Below are 22,391 nucleotides of genomic sequence, written 5' to 3'. Positions count from 1 at the left end.
GCCGGTGTCCTCTTTTCAGCCCAGCTCGTGGTCGGAAATGCGGCCGAGTTCGCCGTCGATGAAGCTCAGGAGTTCCTCGGCCGAGGCGGTGGCGAGGTGTGCGTCGACGGCCTCGGTCGCGGGGTTCTCGGTGACCGGGCTCGCAGCCCAGCGGCCGGCCAGTTCGCGCAGCCGCTCGGCGATCCGGTCGCGGTCGGCCTCGCCCAGGTCGTCGGCGACGCGTTCCCAGCGGTCCAGTTCCGCCCACAGCACGTCGGCGGGGGCGGGCGGCCGGAGAGCGTCGAGGACGAACGCGGCCAGGTCGGCCGGGGTGGGCCGGTCGAAGACGGCGGTGGCGGGCAACGTGGTTCCGGTCGCCAGGGAGAGCCGGTTACGCAGCTGCACCGCGGTCATGGAGTCCATGCCGAGTTCCTGGAACGGGCGGTCGGCCTCGATGCTCAGGGGGTCCGCGATGCCGAGCACCGCGGCCAGCTGAGCACGAACCGTGTCCACCACGGCGTCGAGCTGCTGGGTCTCGTCGAGATCGGCGAGCCGGGCCCGCAGGACCTCGGCGGTGTCGGCCGTGACGGCCGCCGGGCGAATCGGCGCGGATCGCCCTGTGTCGCCCGGGGTTTCGCTGTCGATGCCGAGTTCGAGGGTCCGGAACTCGACGGCTTCGGCGCTGAACACCGGGTTCCCGGCCGGATCGGTCAGATACGCGGTGACCGCGTCCCCGTCCACCGGTCGCACGTGGGCCCGGACGGCGTCCGCGCCCGTGGCGTACAGGCGCACGTTCCGCCAGATGACCGGTGCCAGCACCGAATCCGCGCCGAGGGTGCTCGGCAGAGCCGCGTCCAGCAGTTCCGGGTGCAGGGCGAATCCGGTGGCCTGGATGGCCGATTCGGCGGGCAGGTGGTGCTCGGCGGGCTGGTCGGCCGCCACGGGGGTGCCCGGATCGCCGCCGCGGGCGAGGGCGCCGGTGGCGATGGCGGTCCAGGCGCCGCCCGCGGACCTGGCCCGGATTCCGGCGGTGCGGCGGCCGGTGTCGTCGGCCGCGCCGATGACCACGTGCAGCTGGGCCTCCTGGCCCGCGGGGACGGTGAGCGGCCGGGTCAGTTCCAGCTGCTCGATGTGGTCCGCGCCGACTTCGTCGCCGGCCCGCAGCAGGAGGTCGACGAGGACGGCGGGCGGGACCAGGGTGGTCGCGGGTGTGGTGTGGGCGGCCAGCCAGGGCAGCGCGTTCGGGTTCAGGCCGCCGGTGAGCAGCACGCTGTCGGCGTCGGGCAGGTGCAGCACGCCGGTCAGCACGGGGTGCTCGATCGGGTCGAAACCCGAGGTGGCGGTGGAGGCGGTCGGGTGCAGCCAGTACCGGTCGCGCTGGAACGCGTAGGTGGGCAGGGCGACCCGGCGCGCGCCGGTCCCGGCGAAGAACGCCGCCCAGTCGACGGTCGCGCCGAGGGAGTGCAGTTGCGCCACACCGGCGATGAGGGCGCGGGCCTCCTCGGTGTCGCGGCGTTGCAGGGCGATGGCGGCGGTGTCGGTGACCTGGTCGGCCAGCGGTGTGAGCACCGCGTCGGGTCCGACCTCGGCCAGCACGGTGACGTCGAGGGCGGCCAGAGTGGTTGCGGCATCCGCGAACCGGACCGGCCGGCGAATCTGGTCGACCCAGTACCGCGCGGTGGTGGGCTCGGCGATCCGACCGGTGACGGTCGAGACGAACGGGATGGCCGGTGTGGAGTAGGTGACCGATTCCGCGACGGCGCGGAATTCGTCGAGCATGGGGTCCATCAGGGCCGAGTGGAAGGCGTGGCTCACGGTCAACCGCTTGTGGCGGCAGTCCAGCTGAGCGACGACCGCCAGGACGGCCTCCTCCGGGCCCGACAGGACCACCGACTCCGGACCGTTCACCGCCGCGATCGACACCAGATCGCCCAGCAGCGGCAGCACCGTCGCCTCGGACACCGAGACCGCGACCATCGTGCCACCCGTCGGCAGCGCCTGCATCAACGCGCCACGGGCCGCCACCAGACGGGCCGCGTCGGCCAGCGACAGCACACCGGCCACGTGCGCCGCCGCGAACTCACCCACCGAATGCCCGGCGACGTAGTCGCAGCGAATCCCCCAGTGCGCCAGCAGTCGCGCCAAGGCGACCTCGACGGCGAACAGTGCGGGCTGGGCCGTCCCGGTGCCGTCGAGACCATCACCGGTGGTGATCAGCTCGCGCAGCGACCGGCCCAGCAGCAGGTCGAGGTGCGCGGCGGCCTCGTCGAACGCGGCGGCGAAGACCGGGAAGCGTTCGTACAGGTCCATTCCCATCCCGAGGCGCTGTGCACCCTGGCCGGTGAAGACGAAGGCGGTGCCGCCCGATCGCGCGGTGACCGGCAGCGCGTCGGCGAGCGCGGCGACCAGTTCCCCGGTGTCGCCGCCGACCACGGCGGCCCGGTGCTCGAAGGGGGTGCGCGCGGTGGCGAGTGAGTACGCGATATCCAGTTCCCGCACGGTCGAATTCGCGAGGAACTCCCGCAGCCGGGCCGCCTGGGCGTCGACCGCGGCCGGCGTGCGACCGGAGATCACCCACGGCACCACCGGCAGTTCCAGCGAGACCGCCTGCGGCTCGGCCGCTTCCGGCTCCGGAGCCTGTTCGACGATGACGTGTGCGTTGGTGCCGCCGAACCCGAACGACGACACACCGGCCCGGCGCGGCTGCCCGGTCGCGGGCCAGTCCCGGACCTCGTTCAGCAGTTCCACGGACCCGGCGGACCAATCCACCTCGGGCGACGGGGTTTCCGCGTGCAGGGTGCGCGGCAGCACGCCCCGGCGCATGGCCTGGATCATCTTGATCACGCCGCCCACGCCCGCGGCCGCCTGCGAGTGCCCGAAGTTGGACTTCAGCGAGCCCAGCAGCAGGGGCCGGTCCCCCGCCCGGTCGCTGCCGTAGGTGGCGAGCAGGGCCTGGGCCTCGATGGGGTCGCCGAGGCGGGTGCCGGTGCCGTGGCCCTCGACCGCGTCGACCTCGGAGGCGAGCAGGGCGGCGTCGGCGAGCGCGTCGCGGATGACGCGTTCCTGGGACGGGCCGTTGGGCGCGGTCAGCCCGTTGGACGCGCCGTCCTGGTTGACCGCGGAGCCGCGCAGCACGGCCAGCACCTCGCGGCCCTCGCGGCGCGCGTCGGAGAGTCGTTGCAGCGCGAGCAGTCCCGCGCCTTCGGCCCAGCCGGTACCGTCGGCGCCCGCGCCGAAGGATCGGCACCGGCCGTCCACCGACAGGCCGCGCAGGCGGGAGAACTCCACGAACGCCTGCGGCGTGGACATGACGGTCACGCCGCCGGCCAAGGCCAGGTCGCATTCGCCGCGACGCAGGGATTGCGCGGCCAGGTGCAGCGCCACCAGGGACGACGAGCAGGCCGTGTCGACCGAGATCGCGGGTCCTTCGAGGCCCAGCGAGTAGGCCAGGCGGCCCACCGCGATACTGCCCGCACTGCCGGCGAACAGGTAGCCCTCGTGTTCGCCGCCGACGCCGGGGCGCGCGCCGTAGTCGGAGTACATCACCCCCGCGAACACGCCGGTCCGTGAGCCGCGCAGGCTGCGGGGCACGATGCCCGCGGATTCCAGGGCTTCCCAGCCGGTTTCGAGCAGCATGCGCTGCTGCGGGTCCACGGCCAGGGCCTCACGCGGGGACAGTCCGAAGAAGCCCGCGTCGAACAGGTCCGCGTCCATCAGGAATCCGCCGCCGCGGCTGTAGGACCGGCCGGCCTGTTCGGCATCGCTGTCGAACAGCGAGCCCAGGTCCCAGCCGCGATTGGTCGGGAATTCCGAGACCGCGTCGACGCCGCGGAACACGAGGTCCCACAACTGGTCCGGATCGGTGACGCCGCCGGGGTAGCGGCAGCCGACGCCGACGATGGCGATCGGTTCGTCGTCCCGGGCGGTCACCGTGGCCGTCGCCACGGCTTGCGGCTTCGCGCCGACCAGCTCACCGGACAGCCGCTCCGACAGGGTCGCGGGCGTCGGGTAGTCGAAGACCAGGGTGGCGGGCAGGCGCACGCCGGTGGCCTCGGCCAGCCGGTTGCGTAGTTCGACCGCGGTCAGCGAATCGAACCCGAGATCCTGGAAGGACCGGTCCGCACCGACCGCGCTGGAGCCCGAATGCCCCAGGACCGCGGCGGCATTGGTGCGGACCAGGTCCAGCAGGGCCGCGGCCCGCTCGGTCTCGGAGAGCTGGGCCAGGCGGGCGGCGAATCCGTCGCGCGGAGACTTGCGGGCGCGGGTCGCGGGGGCCAGGCGGCGGAACATCGCCGGGACGTCGCCGGAGGACCGCAGGGCGGCGGTGTCGAGGCCGGTGACCGCGAGCAGCGGGACGCCGAGGGCCGTGGCCGCATCGAAGGCGTGCAGCCCGGCGGCGGTCGGCAGCGGCAGGACGCCGAGGCGGCGGATGCGCTCGCGGTCGACGGCGCTCATCTCGTCGGTGATGCCGCTGGCCTGCTCCCACAGGCCGTACGCGATGGACACCGCGGGGAGTCCGAGCGAGCGGCGGTGCTCGGCGAGCGCGTCGAGGAAGGTGTTGGCGGCGGCATAGTTCGCCTGGCCCGCCGTGCCGACCAGACCCGCCAGCGACGAGAACAGCACGAACGCACCGAGTTTCAGGTCGCGGGTGGCCTGGTGCAGCGCCCAGGCCGCGTCGACCTTGGGCCGCAGCACGCTGGTGACCTGGTCGGGGGTCAGCGATTCCACGATGCCGTCGGCGAGCACGCCCGCGGTGTGCACGACCGCGTGCACCGGGTGCGCGGCGATGACGGCGGCCAGCCCGGCCGGATCGGTGACGTCGCAGGCGAGGACCGTGACTTCCGCTCCGCGCTCGGTCAATTCGGCCCGCAGGTCGGGCGCGCCGGGCGCGTCGAGACCGCGGCGGCTCAGCAGCAGCAGCGAGCGGGTGCCGTGGGTGTCGATCAGGTGCCGGGCGAGGGCCGCGCCGAGGGTGCCGGTGCCGCCGGTAATCAGCACCGTGCCCTGTGTCCAGGGATCGGTGTCGACGGTGGCGGCGCGGGCGCGGATCAGGCGCGGGACATGCAGGGCCCCACCGCGAATCGCCACTTGCGGCTCACCGCTCGCGATGGCGGCGTCGAGGGCGTCCCACGAACCGGGGTCGGTGTCGACGTCGATGAGCGTGAAGCGCTCCGGGTGTTCGGTCTGGGCCGCGCGGACCAAGCCCCAGGCTCCGCTCTGCGGCAGGTTCGCGGCGGCGGGACCGGCCGCGGACTCGGTGAGGAACACCAGCCGGGAACTCGCGAATCGCTCGTCGACGATGGCGGTGCGCACGACCGCGAGGGCGTGGTGGACGACATCGTGTGCGGCGGAGGGAATCTCCGTGTCCTGCTCGGCGGCGGGCAGCTTGACCACGACCACGGCGGGCGTGCCGGTGACCTCGTCCAGCTCGGCGTACCGGGTCTCCACGCCCGGTACCTCGCCGACCGCCACCCACCCGCCGCGGTCGGATCCCGCGGCGGGAGTGGGGATTTCGCTCCACTCCAGCTCGAACAGCGTCTGGTCCGCACCGGCGGCGGCCTGCGGGCGCAAGGCCAGCGCGTCCACGGCGATGAGGGTCGCGCCGGATCCGTCGGCGATGAGCATGGTGACCGCGTCGCGCCCGGCCGGGGTGATCCGGACCCGCAGCGCCGTCGCCGGGAATTCGGGGATCGCGACCCCGGACCACGAGAACGGCAGCAGCGCGGGCCGATCGGTGTCGGAGATGCCCGGGACCAGCGCGTGCGCCGCGGCGTCGAGCAGGGCGGGGTGCACGGTGAACCGGTCGGCCCCGGCGGCGTACTCGTCGTCGAGGGCGAGTTCGGCGAACAGGTCCTCGCCGCGACGCCACAGCTTGCGCAACCCGTTGAACACCGGGCCGTACTCGTAGCCGTGGTCGGCCGCGCGGTCGTAGGCCCCGGCGAGGTCGACTTCCTGCGCGCCGCGGGGAGGCCACTCGCCGATGACGCCGGGGTCGGTGCTCGCGTCGGCCGCGCCCAGCAGTCCGGTGGCGTGCAGCCGCCAGTCCTGGCCGCCCGCCACGCGGGAGCGGATCTCCACCTGTCGCTTGCCGTTGTCGTCGGCGGCGGCGAGGCTGACCCGGAGCGTCACCGGCTGATCGGTGAGTTCCAGGGGCGCGGCGATGGTAAATTCCTCGACCCGGAAGAGTTCTTCGGCGGCTTCGGCGGCGGCCCGGAAGGCCAGCTCGAGCAGCAGGGTGCCGGGGACGATGGTGGCGCCGTCGATGGTGTGCTGGGTCAGCCAGGGCTGGGTATTGAGGTCGAGCACACCGGTGAGCAGCGCGCCGTCGATGTCGGACAGGTGCAGCACGCCGGTGAGGATCGGGTGGTCGACCGGGTCGAAACCCGAGGCGGCCGAGGCCGTATTGGGGTGCAGCCAGTACCGCTCGCGCTGGAACGCGTAGGTGGGCAGCGCGACCCGGCGGGCGCCGGTGCCGGCGAAGAATGCCTCCCAGTCGATGCCGATGCCGTGCGCGTGCAGGCTCGCGAGACCGCGGACGAGGGTATCGGCTTCGGCGCTGTCGCGGCGCTGCATCGCGATCGCGGGGGTGTCGGTGACGGCTTCCAGCAGCGGGGTGAGGACGGCGTCGGGGCCGATCTCCGCGATGGCACTGACGCCGAGTCCGGCGAGCGTCGTCGCGGCGTCGGCGAAGCGGACGGCGCCGCGCACCTGGTCCACCCAGTAGTCCGCGCCCGCCGGCTCGGTGACCTGGCCGGTGAGGGTGGAGACGAACGGGATGGTGGACGGCGAGTAGGTGATGGTCTCGGCGGCCGCGCGGAACTGCTCGAGCATGGGGTCCATCAGGGCCGAGTGGAAGGCGTGGCTCACGGTCAACCGCTTGTGGCGGCAGTCCAACTGGGCCACGACCGCCAGGACGGCCTCCTCCGGGCCCGACAGGACCACCGACTCCGGACCGTTCACCGCCGCGATCGACACCAGATCGCCCAGCAGCGGCAGCACCGTCGCCTCGGACACCGAGACCGCGACCATCGCGCCACCCGTCGGCAGCGCCTGCATCAACGCGCCACGGGCCGCCACCAGACGGGCCGCGTCGGCCAGCGACAGCACACCGGCCACGTGCGCCGCCGCGAACTCACCCACCGAATGGCCCGCCACCGCACGGACATTCACGCCCCAGGAGCGCAGCAGCCGCCACTGGGCGACCTCGACGGCGAACAGCGCGGGCTGAGCCGTACCGGTGCCGTCGAGTCCCTCGCCGCTGGTGATCAGCTCCCGCAGCGAGCGGCCGAGCAGCGGATCCAGCAGGGCCGCGATCTCGTCCAGGGCCTCGGCGTAGACCGGGAAGCGAGTCGCCAGCTCCGCGCCCATACCGATCCGCTGCGCGCCCTGACCGGTGAACACCACGCCCAGCCCGCCCTCACCGGCGACGATGGGCGCGGTGTCGGCGGCGTCCGTGCCGGGCCACAACACGGTGCGGTGCTCGAAGGCGGTGCGCGCGGTGGCCAGCGAGTAGGCGATATCCAGATCACCGGCGGGCGAATCCGCCACGTACTCACGCAGTCTGGCGGTCTGCGCCGTGACGGCCTCGGGCGTTCGGCCCGAGACGAGCCACGGCACCACGGGCAGTTCCACCGTAACCGGCTGCGGCTCAGCGGTTTCCGGAACCGGAGCCTGTTCGACGATCACGTGGGCGTTGGTGCCGCCGAACCCGAACGACGACACACCGGCCCGGCGCGGCTGCCCGGTCTCGGGCCAGTCCCGGGGCTCCACGAGCAGCTCCACCGCCCCCGAGGACCAATCCACCTCGGGGGTCGGGGTTTCCGCGTGCAGGGTGCGGGGCAGCACGCCGTGCCGCATGGCCTCGATCATCTTGATCACGCCGCCCACGCCCGCGGCCGCCTGCGAATGCCCGAAGTTGGATTTCAGCGAGCCCAGCAGCAGCGGCTGCCGGGCGGCCCGGTCGCTGCCGTAGGTGGCCAGCAGCGCCCGCGCCTCGATCGGGTCGCCGAGCCGGGTGCCGGTGCCGTGGCCCTCGACCGCGTCGACCTCACTCGCGGACAGCCTGCTGTCGGCCAGGGCCGCCCGGATGACCCGCTCCTGCGCGGGGCCGGACGGCGCGGTCAGGCCGTTGGAAGCGCCGTCCTGATTGATCGCGCTGCCCCGGATGACCGCCAGCACTTCCCGGCCCGCGGCCACCGCGTCCGACAAGCGTTGCAGCACCAGCAAACCAGCGCCCTCGGCCCAGCCGGTGCCATCGGCGCCGGCGCCGTAGGAGCGGCAGCGGCCGTCCTCCGACAGACCGCGCAGACGCGAGAACTCCACGAACGCCTGCGGCGTCGACATCACCGTCACGCCACCGGCCAGCGCCAGGTCGCATTCCCCGCGCCGCAGGGACTGCGCCGCGAGGTGCAGCGCCACCAGCGAGGACGAGCACGCGGTGTCGACCGAGATCGCCGGACCCTCCAGGCCCAGCAGGTACGCCAGGCGGCCCACCGCGATACTGCCCGCGCTACCGGCGAACAGATACCCCTCGAACTCCCCGCCCACACCGGGCCGCGCGCCGTAGTCGGAGTACATGAGCCCGGCGAACACGCCGGTCTGGGTGCCGCGCAGCGCACGCGGCACCAGTCCCGCCGATTCCAGTGCCTCCCAGCCGGTTTCGAGCAGCAGCCGCTGCTGCGGGTCCATGGCCAGCGCTTCGCGCGGAGACAGTCCGAAGAAGCCCGCGTCGAACTGGTCCGCGTCGAGCAGGAATCCGCCGCCGCGACTGTAGGACCGGCCGGCCTGCCCGGCGTCGCTGTCGAACAGCGATCCGAGGTCCCAGCCGCGGTTGGCCGGGAATTCCGAGACCGCGTCCGCGCCCCGGGTGACCAGGTCCCACAGTCCCGCCGGGTTCACGACCCCGCCCGGGTAGCGACATCCCAGTCCCACGACGGCGATCGGCTCGCGCATCGATTCCTCGACGGCGGCCAGCTGCTTGCGGGCCTGGTGGGAATCCGCGATCGCACGCTTGAGGTATTCGCGCAGCTTCGCCTGGTCGGACATCGGCCGTCGCCTTTCGGTTGGGGTCGGAAGAGGAAGGGAGGTGGGGGAATTCAGTCGAGCTCGTCGATGAGCGCGTAGAGCTCGTCGTCGGTCGCCGCGTCGAGATCGCCCTCGAAGCCGGTGTCGGCGGTGACCAGGCTCAGCAGTTCCCGCAGCCGGGCCGCGATGGCCGCGGCCTGGCCGGTGTCGGTCAACGCGGCCGTGATGGACGGTCGCAGGCCGTCGATCAGTTCGAGCACGGGCACTTCGGTGGTGCCGGTGTCGAATCCGAGCTGTCCGGCCAGGTGTTCGGCCAGGGCCGCCGGGTTGGCGTGATCGAAGATCAGGGTGGCGGGCAGCGCCAGGCCGAGCGCCTTGCCGAGGTCGTTGCGCAGTTCGACCGCCATGAGCGAGTCGAAGCCGAGCTCCTGGAAGGACCGGTCCCGGGTGACGGCGGAATCGTCGTCGTGGCCCAGGGCCGCGGCGGCGCGGGCCCGGACCAGATCGGCGAGCGCCTGGATGCGCGCGTCGGGGTCGAGTCCGGCCAGCCGGGCCGTCGGATCCGGCGCGGTCGAGGCCAGCGCGGCGGCGCGGCGCGCCTTGGTGCGCACCAGGTCCCGCAGCGGCGCGGGCACCCCGGACTCGTTGGCGCGCAGGGCTTCCTGATCGATCCGGGTGACCGCGAGCACCGGTTCCCCGGTGCGGACGGCGGCATCGAACAAGTCCAGGGCCGCGGCCGGGTCGAGGGGCAGCAGGCCCGAGCGGGCGAGCCGCCGCAGGTCCACGTCCTCGAGGTGGCCGCTGAGTTCGCTGCTCCCGGCCCACAGGCCCCACGCCAGCGAGGTCGCGGGCAGGCCCTGGGCCTGCCGGTGTTCGGCGAGACCGTCCAGGTAGGTGTTGGCGGCCGCATAGTTCGCCTGGCCGGCGGTGCCGAGCAGGCCCGCCACCGAGGAGTACAGGACGAAGGCCGCGGGCCGGTGGGCGAGGGTGAGTTCGTGCAGGTGCCAGGCCGCGTCGAGCTTGGGCCGCAGCACCCGGTCGAGCTGTTCGCGGGTGAGGGCGGTGACGACACCGTCCTCGGTGAGGCCCGCGGTGTGCACGACCGCGCCGATGGTGCGGTCGCCGATAGCGGCAGCGAGCGCGTCGCGGTCGGTCACGTCGGCGGCCACGATGGCGACTCGCGCACCGAATTCGGCCAGCTCCGAGCTCAATTCGGCCGCGCCCGGGGCGGCGGGGCCGCGGCGGCTGAGGAGGAGCAGGTCCCGGGCGCCGTGCTCGGCCACCAGGTGGCGGGCCAGCAGTGCGCCGAGGGTGCCGGTGCCGCCGGTGATCAGGACCGTGCCCCGCGACCAGTCCGGGGTCTCCCCCGCGACCTGCCGCATCCGCTCGAGGCGGGGCGCGAACAGTTCGCCGTCGCGCACCACGACGTGCGGTTCACCTGTGGCGGCGGCCCGGTCCAGGACGTCGCGTGAGCGTTCGGACTCGTCGATCTCGACGACGGTGACCCGGCCCGGGTTCTCCGCCTCCGCCGACCGGACCAGGCCGCGGATGCCCGCGTGGCCGAGTTCGCCCGCGGCGGTGACGATCGCGAGCCGCTCGCCCTCGGACTGCGCGAGCCAGTCGCGGACGGTCTCCAGGGTGGCGTGCAGCACGGCCTTGGGCGAGCCGGTGGGCGCTTCGATGATCTGCACCCCGACGCCGTCGCCCTCGGTCCGCACGGGCCGCAGCCGAGGCACGAGCAGCCCGTCCACCTCGATGGCGGCGGTGACGGCCGTGCGAGCCCGCAGGACCAGCGAATCGACGGTGGCCACCGGCGCTCCGGCGGGATCGTCGGCGTGCAGCGATACCCGCAGCGCGTCGGTTCCGGCGTCCTCCACGTCGATGCGCACCCGCAGCGCGGTCGCTCCGGTCGCGTGGATCCGCACGCCGCTCCACGCGAAGGGCAGCCACGAGCGGGCCGACTCGCCGGTGACGCCCGGCAGCAGCGCGTGCAGCGCGGCGTCGAGCAGGGCCGGGTGCAGGTCGACGTGGTCGCCGTGCCGCGCCTCCGGGAGTTCGACCGCGACGAACAGGGATTCGTCGGTGCGGCGCACCCGCTTCAACCCCTGGAACGCGGGACCGTACTGGTAGCCGAGGTCGTGCAGCCGCTCGTAGACGCCGGTGAGGTCGAACTCGGAGTCGTCGATCGCACCGACCGTGCCCGCGGCGCGGTCCTCGGTGCGGGCGACCACGAATCCGCCGGCGTGGGCGACCCATTCGCCGTCGTCGGTGCGACGCGAGTGGACCTCGGCGGCGCGGCGGCCCAGTTCGTCGGGCAGCCCGATGCCGACCTGGACGGTGGTGCCGCCCGGCGGCAGCACCAGCGGCGCGCCGATGGTGAGTTCGGCCAGCTCGTCGCAGCCGACCCGGCCCGCGGCGTGCAGGATCATGTCGACCAGCGCGGTGCCCGCCACCACCGGCAGGCCGTCGAGGGCGTGATCGGCCAGCCACGGCGCGGATTCGACGCCCAGGCGCGTGGTGAAACGCACCTCGTCACGATTCGCGATCGGGACGGCCGCGCCCAGCAGCTCGTGGTCGGCGGCCCCCAGGCCCACCCCGGCGAGATTCGGTGTCCGGCCGGCGGGTTCGAGCCAGTACCGCTTGTGCTGGAACGGGTAGGTGGGCGCGGCGACCCGGCGGGCGCCGGTGTACAGGCTGTCCCAGTCCACGCGGTGGCCGCGCATGCCCGCGATCGCCACCGCGGCGGTCAGCGCCTGCCGCTCCGAACGGCCGCGACGCAGCACGGGCGCGGCGAAACCGTCGGTGGCGGTGAGGGTCTGCTGCGCCAGCGCGGAGAGCACCCCGTCGGGCCCGATCTCCACGAAGTCGGTGACGCCGGCGCTCTCGAGGTAGCGGATGCCGTCGAGGAAGCGCACCGCGAGGCGGATGTGGCGGACCCAGTACCCGGGGTCGGTCACCTCCTCCACGGTGGCCAGGGTTCCGGTGACATTGGAGACCAGGGGAATGCTCGGCGGCCGGAAGTCCAGATGCGCGATGGCGCGGTGGAATTCGTCGAGCACGTCGTCCATGTGCGGGGAGTGGAAGGCGTGACTGACCGGCAGCTGCCGCACCTTGCGTCCGCGTTCGCGCCACAGCTCGGCGACCGCGGCGGCCGCGTCGGCATCACCGGAGATGACGGTCGAACGCGGGCCGTTGATCGCGGCGATCACCACGGCGTCGCCGTACCCGGCCAGGTCCGGGGCCAGCTCCGCCTCGGTGGCCTCGACGGCGATCATCGCGCCGTGCGAGCGGGCCGCCTGCATGAGCCGTCCGCGCGCGGAGACCAGCGTCGCGGCGTCGGCCAGGTCGAGCACCCCGGCGGCATGCGCGGCGGCGACCTCGCCGATCGAGTGCCCGGTCAGGTAATCCGGTCGCAGACCGTGACTTTCGACCGTCCGGTACAGGGCCGTCTCGACGGCGAACAGCGCGGCCTGCGCGAAATGCGTCTGGTCGAGCAGCGCCGAGTCCGCGGAGTCCTCCGGAGCGAACAGCACCTCGCGCAGCGGGCGCGCCAAACCGGGGTCCAGCAGCGCGCAGATCTCGTCGAAGACCCCCGCGAAAACCGGTGAGGTCTCGTACAGTTCGCGACCCATCCCGAGCCGCTGACTGCCCTGACCGGTGAACAGCATGCCCAGTTTGCCGCGCGATCCCCGCCGCGCCCGGGCGACGGCGGTGTTCGGCCGGTCCTCGGCGATGTCGTCGAGGGCCCGGGCCAGCTCGGCGGGCTCACCGGTGATGGCGGCGCGCACATCGTGCCGCGCGCGTCCGGTCGCCAGGGTGAGGCCGATATCGGCCGGGCGGGCATCGGTTTCGGCCAGGTGGTCGCGCAGCCGGGCGGCCACCTCCCGCAGTCCGGCGTCGTCCTTGGCGGACAGGATCCACGGCACCGGCTGCTCCGGCGCGACCGCGACGGCGGTCCGCGGGGCGGGCTGCTCCAGGATGACGTGCGCGTTGGTGCCGCTGACACCGAACGACGACACACCGGCCCGGCGCGGCTGCCCGGTCTCCGGCCACGGCCGCGCCTCGGTCAGCAGCCGCACCGCGCCCGACGCCCAGTCCACGTGCGGGCTGGGCGTTTCGGCGTGCAGGGTGCGCGGCAGCACGCCCCGGCGCATGGCCTCGATCATCTTGATCACGCCGCCCACGCCCGAAGCCGCCTGCGAGTGACCGATATTCGACTTCAACGATCCGAGCCACAGCGGCCGGTCGTCCGCGCGGTCGCTGCCGTAGGTGGCGAGCAGCGCCTGCGCCTCGATCGGGTCGCCCAGCCGGGTGCCGGTGCCGTGCGCCTCCACCGCGTCCACCTCGGCGGCGGACAGTCCGGCGTCGGCCAGTGCCGCGCGGATCACCCGCTCCTGCGCCGGGCCCGACGGCGCGGTCAGGCCGTTGGACGCGCCGTCCTGGTTGACGGCGGTGCCGCGCAGCACCGCCAGCACCTCGTGCCCGGCGGCGCGGGCGTCGGAGAGTCGTTGCAGCACCACCAGTCCCACGCCCTCGGACCAGCCGGTGCCGTCGGCGTCGGCGCCGAACGCCTTGCAGCGGCCGTCGGCGGACAGGCCGCGCTGCCGGGAGAACTCGACGAAGGTGTTCGGGGTGGACATCACCGTGACGCCGCCGGCGACGGCGAGATCGCATTCCCCGCTGCGCAGCGACTGCGCGGCCAGGTGCATGGCCACCAGCGAGGACGAGCAGGCGGTGTCGACCGTGATCGCGGGACCCTCGAAACCGAAGGTGTAGGCCAGGCGGCCGGAGATCACGCTGGACAGGTTGCCCGCCAGCAGCAGGCCCTCGAATTCGCCCGCCGCGCCCTGCACCCGGATGGCGTAGTCGTCGTACATGGCGCCGGTGAAGACGCCGGTGCGGCTGCCGCGCAGGGTCGCCGGGTCGATGGCCGCGTATTCCATGGCCTCCCAGGCGGTTTCGAGCAGCAGGCGCTGCTGCGGGTCGGTGGCCGTGGCCTCGCGCGGCGAGATGCCGAAGAAGTCCGCGTCGAACAGGTCGGCGTCGTAGAGGAAGCCGCCGTTCTTGGTCGAGGAGGTGCCCGGCCGTTCGGAGCGCGGATCGTAGAGTTCGTCCACGTTCCAGCCGCGGTTGACCGGAAACTCGCCGATGGCGTCGACACCGTCGGCGACCAGCTGCCACAGGTGGCCGGGCGTGCGGACGTCACCGGGATAGCGGCAGGCCATGCCGACGATCACGATCGGATCGTCCTGGGCAGTCCGGGCTTTCACCGCCACCGTGGCGGCGGCGGGCTGCTTCGGCCGCAGCAGTTCCCCGAGGTGGGTGGCCAGCGCGGTCGGCGACGGGTGGTCGAAGACGACGGTCGCGCCCAGGGTGAAGCCGGTCTCGGCGCCGATCCGGTTGCGCAGTTCGAGCCCGGCCAGCGAGTCGAAGCCCAGTTCCCGGAAGGCGCTGTCGGCGTCGAGGCCGGAGGCCGAATCATGGCCCAGCACGGCGGCGCTCACGCTCAGCACGTACTCCAGCAGCGCGTCGGCACGCCGATCGTCGGCGAGTGCCGTCATGCGGTCGGCCCAGGTGCCGCCCGCGGTCCGGTTCCCCCGGCGCACCGGTGCGCGCAGGATGGCCGGGGCGGCCGCGGCGGGCACGCCGTAGTCGATGGTCGCCGCGACCACGACCGGTTCGGGGCTGCCGAGCGCGGTGTCGAACAGCGCCAGGCCCGTCTCGACCGGCAACGGCGGTGCGCCCAGGCGCTTCCAGCGCTCGATATCGGCCGCGGACAGACCCGTCCCCATGCCGACCGAGGTGTCCCACAGACCCCACGCCAGGGAGCGGGCGGGCAGACCCGAGGCGGCGCGATGGGCGGCGAGGCCGTCGAGGTAGGCGTTGGCCGCGGCGTAATTGCCCTGTCCCGCCGTGCCGATGGTGCCCGACAGCGACGAGAACAGGATGAACGCGTCGAGATCCAGGTCGGCCGTGGCCCGGTGCAACTGCCAGGCGGCGTCGACCTTCGGGCGCAGCACGGTGTGGATCTGCTCGGCGGTCAGCGTGTCGATCATGGCGTCGGCGAGCGTGCCCGCGGCGTGCACCACCGCCCGCAGCGGACGGTCGGCGGGGATCGCGGCGAGCACCCCGGCGACGGCGTTCGGGTCGGCCATATCGGCCGCGAGCACCTCGACGGTCGCACCGGCGGCGCGCAGGTCGGCGGTCAGGTCCTCCGCGCCGGGAGTGGCCGGGCCGCGGCGGCTGACCAGCAGCAGGTGGCGCACACCGTGTTCGGCGACCAGGTGACGGGCGAACAACGCGCCGAGGCCGCCGGTACCACCGGTGATCAGCGCGGTGCCGTCGGTGCGGATCGGCGTGCCGGTGAATTCGGCTGTGCGCGTGGCGACCCGGGGGATGTGCAGCGCACCGTCGCGGACGGCGAGCTGGGCTTCCCCGGAGGCGGCGGCACGGTTCGGCCACTCCCCGATCTCGTCCTGCGCCGGAATGTCGAGCACCAGCACCCGTCCGGGGTGTTCGCCGGCGGCGACGCGGGCGAGACCCCACACCGCGGCGCCGGCGAGATCGTCGACCCGCTCGCCCGCGGCGGTCGCCACCGCGCCACGGGTGACGAGGACGAGCGGCGAGCTTGCCTCGGCCAGGTGGCGCTGGATCGATTCGGTGGCCAGGATGGTGGCCGCGTGCACCTGTTCGGGAGTGTCTCCGGGGCCGAGGACGAGGGTCTCGACTTCGGTTCCGGTGGACTCGGATTCGTGCAGCGGCTGCCAGGCGAGGGCGTACAGCGGCGGCCTGGCGACCAAGCCCTCGACGGCGGTGGGCCGGAAGTCCAGCGCCCCGATGACGGCGACCGGGGTGCCGTCGTCGGTGGTGACGGTGATCTCGGCCGACGTACGGCCGGTGCGGATCAGGCGGGCACGCAGCGAGCTCGTGCCCGGAAGGCTCACGCGTACAGCGGAGAACGCGTACGGCAGCAACATCTCCCGGGGCCCGGCGGCATCGGCCAGGTCCAGCACCAGCGGGTGCAGGACGGCGTCGAGCAGCGCGGGATGGAGGCCGTAGCGACCCGCCTCGTCGATACGGGCGTCGGGCAGCCGCACTTCCGCGAACAGCGCGTCGTCGGTGCGCCACCAGCGGGTCAGGCCGCGGAAGGCGGCGCCGTACTGGTAACCGAGGCCGGCGAGCCGGTCGTAGGCGTGCTCGATCGGCTCCTCGACGGCATCCGGTGCGGGCCACTCGTCGCCGAGGCCGGGGGCGGGCGCGGCGGCGAGGTCGAAGAATCCGGAGGCGTGCCGCGACCAGGGCGCGTCCTCGGCGGTCCGGGCGTGGATCGTGAAGGGCCGCCGCTCGTTCGCTCTGGCGGCGCCGGCGATCAGCTGCACCTCCACCGAACCGTCCAGCGGCAGCGCGGCTTCCACCACGACTTCGGAAACCTGTTCGGCGCCCAGCAGATTCGCCGCGGCGACGGCGAAGTCCACGAAGGCGGCGGCGGGCAGGATCGGCGCACCGGCGATGACGTGGTCGCGCAGCCAGCCGTGTTCGGCGGTGGTCAGGGTGCCGCTGAAGAGCACCTCGTCGCGGTCCGCGCGATCGACCCGGGTGGTGAGGATCGGATGCCCGGCGGCGGGCCGCTCGGTGCCGCCACGCAGCCAGTAGCTGCCGCGCTGGAACGCGTAGGTCGGCAATTCGACGGTGGCCGATGACGATTCGACCAGGGCGGTCAGGTCGGCGGGCGCGCCGTGGACGTGCGCGGTGGCCAGACCGGTCACGAAGGTGTCGGCCTCGGGGCGGCCGCGACGCAGCAGGGGCACCGCGATCGACGCCGGGGTCGCGAAGGATTCACGGGCCATGGCGGTGAGCACGGCGTCGGGGCCGATCTCCACGAACAGCCGGATGTCGTCGTCCTCGAGCCGGCGTACGGCGTCCAGGAAGCGCACGGTGCCGCGTAGCTGACGCACCCAGTAGTCGGGCGAGGTGAGATCGGCCCGCTCGGGCGAGAGCGCGGACACCACGGGAATCACGGGGTCGGTGAAGGACACCGACTCGGCGACGGCCCGGAGCTCCGCCAGCGCGGAATCCATGTGCGCGGAGTGGAAGGCATGGCTGACCCGCAGCGTGTGCGTGCGATGACCGGCGGCCCGCCACCGCTCGGCGACGGCCTCGGCGGCGTCGGTGTCACCGGAGATCACCACGGAGGCAAGTCCGTTCACCGCCGCGATATCCACCGCGTGCCCGTCGAGCGATGCGGCCACCTCGTCGGCGGGCGCGCCGATGGCGATCATCGCCCCACCCGCGCGCGCCGCCTGCATCAGCCGACCGCGCGCGGCCACCAGCTTCGCGGCGTCGGCCAGTCCGATACCACCGGCGACGTGCAGCGCCGCCAGCTCACCGATCGAATGACCGGCCACCGCATCGGGAATCAGGCCCAGCTCGCGGCACAGCGCGGCGAGCGCCACCTCCACCGCGAACAGGGCGGGCTGGGTGTACTCGGTCCGGTCCAGGGCGTCGATATTGTCGCGAACGATCTCGCGCAGCGGCAGTGCCAGCCACGGGTCGAAGGCCGCGCACACCTCGTCGAAGGCCGCGGCGAAGGCGGGGAAGGCGGCATGGAGCTCCTGCCCCATACCGAGACGCTGCGCCCCCTGACCGGTGAACAGGAACGCGGTGCGCACAGCACGTGCGGCCCGTCCCGAAACCAGCTGCGGCGCAGCGGTTCCATCGCGCAGAGCAGCCAGACCGGACCGGAAATCCGCGTGCGTGCGGCCGACCACGACCGCGCGTTCGGGCAGCAGCGCCCGGGTCCGCACCAGCGAGTCCGCGAAGGCGCCGATCGACGCTTCCGGCCGCGCGGCGAGGAACTCGTCCAGCTTGCCCGCCTGCGCGCGCAGGGCCTGCCGGTCCCGGCCGGACACCAGCCACGCCACCGGCCGCGCGACCGCGCCGCCCGCGAATGCGGCTGCCCCGGACGGGGCTACCGAGAGTGCGTTCTCCGATCCAGCGGACGTGGATGTGGTGGGAGCGGATGCGGCCACCCCGGCTTCGGTCTGCGCGGCTGCGGCGACCACGGTTCTGGTCGGGTCGGAGGTGTCCGCGGGGAATGCGGCTGCAGGGGAAACGGACTCGCCCTCTTCGAGGACCAGGTGGGCGTTGGTGCCGCTGATGCCGAAGGAGGACACACCGGCCCGGCGCGGGTGCGCCCCGCGCGGCCAGTCGCGCCGCTGGGCCAGCAGTTCGATGCTGCCCGCCGACCAGTCGACGTGCGGCGTGGGCGCGTCGAGGTGCAGGGTTCCGGGCAGCACGCCGTGCCGCATGGCCTGCACCATCTTGATCACACCGGCCACACCGGCGGCGGCCTGCGCGTGGCCGATGTTCGATTTCAACGATCCCAGATACAAGGGCCGGCCCGAGTCACGCTGTGCGCCATAGGTCGCGAGCAGGGCGTCGGCCTCGATGGGGTCGCCCAGCGCGGTGCCCGTGCCGTGGGCCTCCACCGCGTCGACCGCCCCGGCGGTCAGCCCGGCGTCGGCGAGGGCCGCGCCGATCACGCGCCGCTGCGCGGGACCGTTGGGCGCGGTCAGGCCATTGGACGCGCCGTCCTGGTTGATGGCGGTGCCGCGAATGACACCGAGTACCCGGTGGCCGTTGCGGCGCGCGTCGGAGAGCCGCTCCAGCAGCAGCACGCCCGCGCCCTCGGCCCACGCCGTGCCGTCCGCGGCGGCCGCGAACGGCTTGCAGCGGCCGTCGGGCGCCAGGCCGCGCTGGCGCGAGAACTCCACGAACATCCCGGGATTGGCCATCACGGCCGCGCCACCGGCCAGCGCCAGGGCGGATTCCCCCGCGCGCAGCGAGCGCATCGCGAGGTGGATGGCGACCAGCGACGAGGAGCACGCGGTGTCCACGGTCAGCGCCGGGCCGAGCAGGCCCAGCTGGTAGGCGATGCGACCCGACATCACGCTGTTCGCGGTACCGGTCAGCACGTAGCCCTCGGTGCCCGCGGTGGGCGTGTGCATGCGGGGGCCGTAGTCGGAGACGGTCGCACCGACGAACACTCCCGTGCGCGATCCGGCGAGCGACTGCGGATCGATGCTCGCGTGTTCGATGGCCTCCCAGGAGGTTTCGAGCAGCAGCCGCTGCTGCGGGTCCATGGCCAGCGCCTCGCGCGGCGAGATGCCGAACAGGCCCGCGTCGAACTCGTCGGCGTGGTCGAGGAAGCCGCCGACCCGCACGTAACTGCCGCCGGGCCGGTCCCCGGCGAAGAGAGCCTCGTCCCACCCGCGGTCGGCCGGGAATTCGGTGATGGCGTCGATGCCGTCGGCCACCACCCGCCACAGGTCGTCGGGTCCGGCGATGCCGCCGGGATAGCGGCAGGCCATGCCGACGATGGCGATGGGCTCGTTGCCCGCGGCCGTGAACGCCTCGGCCGCACCGTCGTTCGCGGTGCCGGTGAGCGCGGCGTTCAGGTAGTCGATCAGGGCCGCGGGCGTCGGGTAGTCGAACAGCAGCCCGCCGGGCAGGCTCAGGTCGGTGGCGCGCGCGAGCGCCTTGCGCAGTTCCACCCCGAGCAGGGAATCGAACCCGAGATCACGGAAGCGGGCGTGGACGTCGACGCGTTCGGTGGCGTCGAAGCCGAGCACGGCCCGGATGTGGCCGGTGACCAGGGCATCCACATCGATGTCCGCCACCGCGGGAGCGGCGGCCGCCACCTCCGCCGGGGCGGGCGCGGCCGTCGCCGGGGCGACAGCGGGCACGGACGCTCCCCCCAACAGCGGATACCTGCGGCGCTGGAACGGATACGTCGGCAGGTCCACGACCCGCGCACCGGACCCGGAGAACAGTGCGGGCCAGTCGATCCGCGCACCCCGGGTGAACAGCTGCCCCGCCGCGGTCACGATGGTGACGGGTTCGTCCCGGCCCGGACGCAGCGCCGGGACGGCGGTGATCCGCTCGGCGTCGACGGCCGCGTCGGCGATCATGGCCGAGCACACCCCGTCGGGTCCGAGTTCGAATACCTGTCTCACGCCGTAGGTTTCGAGCGCTCGGACGGCGTCCATGAATCGGACCGGCTGCCGGATGTGCTGCACCCAGTAGTCCGCCGACGCCCACTCCTGCGCGGGTCCGCCGGTCACCGAGGACACCGCCCGCAGGGTCGGCTGAGCGAAGGTCAGGGTCCGTACCACCGCCGCGAACTCGTCGAGCATCGGCTCCATGAGCGGCGAGTGGAAGGCGTGGGAGACCTTGAGCCGCTTGGTCTTCCGCCCCATGGCGGAAACCCGGGCGGCGACCTCGACCGCGCCGTGCTCCGATCCGGCGATGACGACCGCGCGCGGCCCGTTGACGGCGGCGATCCCCAGCTCGGGCAGTCCGGCCAGCAGTGGCGCGACCTCGTCCTCGGTGGCCTCCAGCGCGATCATGGCGCCGCCGCTCGGCAGCGCCTGCATGAGCCGTCCGCGCGCCGCGACCAGGGTGGCCGCGTCGGCGCGCGACAGCACCCCCGCCACGTGTGCCGCGGCAATCTCACCGATGGAGTGCCCGGCGACGAAATCCGGTGCGATACCCCAGGATTCGACCAACCGATACAGCGCCACCTGCACCGCGAACAGCGCCGGCTGCGCGTAGCCGGTCTCGTCCAGGTCCACGCCGGTGGCGATGAGGTCGCGCAGCGGGCGGTCCAGGACCGGATCCAGATGCGCGGCGATGGCGTCGAATTCCGCTGCAAAGACCGGGAATTCGCGGTAGAGCTCCTGGCCCATCCCGATCCGCTGACCGCCCTGGCCGGAGAACACCACCGCGGATTCGCCCGGCTCGACCGAACCGGTCACCAGCTGCGGCGCGGGCAGCCCCGCGGCGAGCGCCTCGAGCGCGCGCTGCCGGGCCGGGCCGTCACCCGCGGCGACCACGGCGCGGTGGTCGAACGTCGTCCGGGTGGTGGCCAGTGACCAGCCCACATCGGCCAGATCCGGCGAGGCGAGTTCCGCGAGCCGCTTCGCCTGGCTCGCGAGCGCTTCGGGCGTGCGCGCCGAGAGCACCCACGGCACGACCGCGAGCGTACGGCCCGCCGCGGTCACCGGCTCGCGCTCCGGCGCTTCACCCACCACGAGGTGGCAGTTGGTGCCGCCCATGCCGAACGAGCTCACACCCGCGAGCAGCGGCGCAGTGGGCTCGGGCCACTCCGAAAGCTCGGTCTGCACAGCGAGATTCAGCTCACCGAACGGGATCGCGGGATTCGGGTCCGAGAAGTTCAGGCTCGGCGGCAACTGCCGATTGCGCAGGCACAGCAGCACTTTGAGCAGTCCGGCCAGCCCGGCCGCGCCCTCCAGGTGCCCGATATTGGTCTTCACCGAGCCGATCGGGAGCGGCCGGGTCCGCCCCGACCCCAGTACCGCGCCGAGCGCGGCCGCCTCGATCGGATCACCGACCGGCGTCCCGGTGCCGTGTGTCTCGACGTACTGGACCTGTGCCGTGGACACCCCGGCCCGCCGGTACGCCTCCCGCAGGACCTGCTCCTGGGCGGCCCGCCCGGGCACCGTGAGTCCCTCGGTCGCACCGTCATTGTTGACCGCGCTGCCGTGGATCACGCCGTGGACGCGGTCACCGGCCGCGATGGCGTCGGCCAGCGGCTTCAGCAGCAGCGCCACCGCGCCCTCACCGCGCACGAATCCGTCGGCGCTCGCGTCGAAGGCGGCGGAGGTGCCGGTGGGCGACAGCCCGCCGAAACGCTCGGTCGCGACCGCGGTCGCCGCGGACAGGTTCAGGTTGACACCGGCCACCAGGGCCGTGGACGCCTCGCCGGCGCGCAGGCTCTGGCACGCCAGGTGCACCGCCACCAGGGCCGAGGACTGCACCGAGTCGACGGTCAGGCTGGGCCCGCGCACGCCGAGGAAGTAGGAGACCCGGTTGGCGATCACGCCGCGGCTGGCGCCGGTCAGGCTGTGATGGGTGATGGCGTCCGCGGGCAGGGTGCCGAGCAGCGCGGCGTAGTCGTCGCGGTGGGTGCCGACCAGTACCGCGGTATCGCCGCCGCGCAACTGCTCGGGCCGGGCGCCGGCGTCTTCCAGGGCCTCCCAGGCGAGTTCGAGCACCAGCCGCTGCCGCGGATCCATCGCGGCCGCCTCGCGCGGGGAGATCCCGAAGAACGGCGCGTCGAAGCCCTCGATATCGGCCAGGAACGCGCCGCGCCGCTCGGGACGGTCGCCCGCCCCGGCGTACGCGGCGCGGTCGTCGGGCCAGGAGGAGATGGCGCTGGTGCCCGAGCTCAGCAGTTCCCAGAACTCGGCGGGGTTGCCCGCGCCGGGTAGGCGGCACGCGAATCCGATGACGGCGATCCCGGCATTATCGGTGGCGTTGTTGGAACTCAAAACGGCTCTCCCCCTTGCCCATTCGGCACGTGGTGT

Annotated in this window: 2 protein-coding genes; both read right to left on the bottom strand. The window is 73.5% G+C overall.

Features of this window, described 5'->3' with window-relative positions; all coding sequences use genetic code 11:
* Window positions 1-15: 15 nt before the first annotated feature.
* On the bottom strand, window positions 16-9,024 hold the full coding sequence (locus tag ABZ412_RS25080; protein ID WP_357284334.1) for an SDR family NAD(P)-dependent oxidoreductase: 9,009 nt from the start codon (window positions 9,022-9,024) through the stop codon (window positions 16-18).
* Between the two features lie 50 nt (window positions 9,025-9,074).
* The gene (locus ABZ412_RS25075) at window positions 9,075-22,355 is read right to left on the bottom strand and encodes a type I polyketide synthase (RefSeq protein WP_357284332.1); all 13,281 of its coding nucleotides are present in this window, start codon (window positions 22,353-22,355) and stop codon (window positions 9,075-9,077) included.
* Window positions 22,356-22,391 lie beyond the last annotated feature (36 nt).

The sequence above is a fragment of the Nocardia sp. NPDC005746 genome (assembly GCF_040630785.1).
Lineage (GTDB): Bacteria > Actinomycetota > Actinomycetes > Mycobacteriales > Mycobacteriaceae > Nocardia.
The sequence above is the reverse complement of the archived record's forward strand: the minus strand, read 5'-3'. Positions and strand labels throughout refer to the sequence as shown.

Excerpts from the sequence above, each read along its gene's own strand:
- ABZ412_RS25080 (WP_357284334.1), bottom strand. The coding sequence starts at position 9,024 with ATGTCCGACCAGGCGAAGCTGCGCGAATACCTCAAGCGTGCGATCGCG.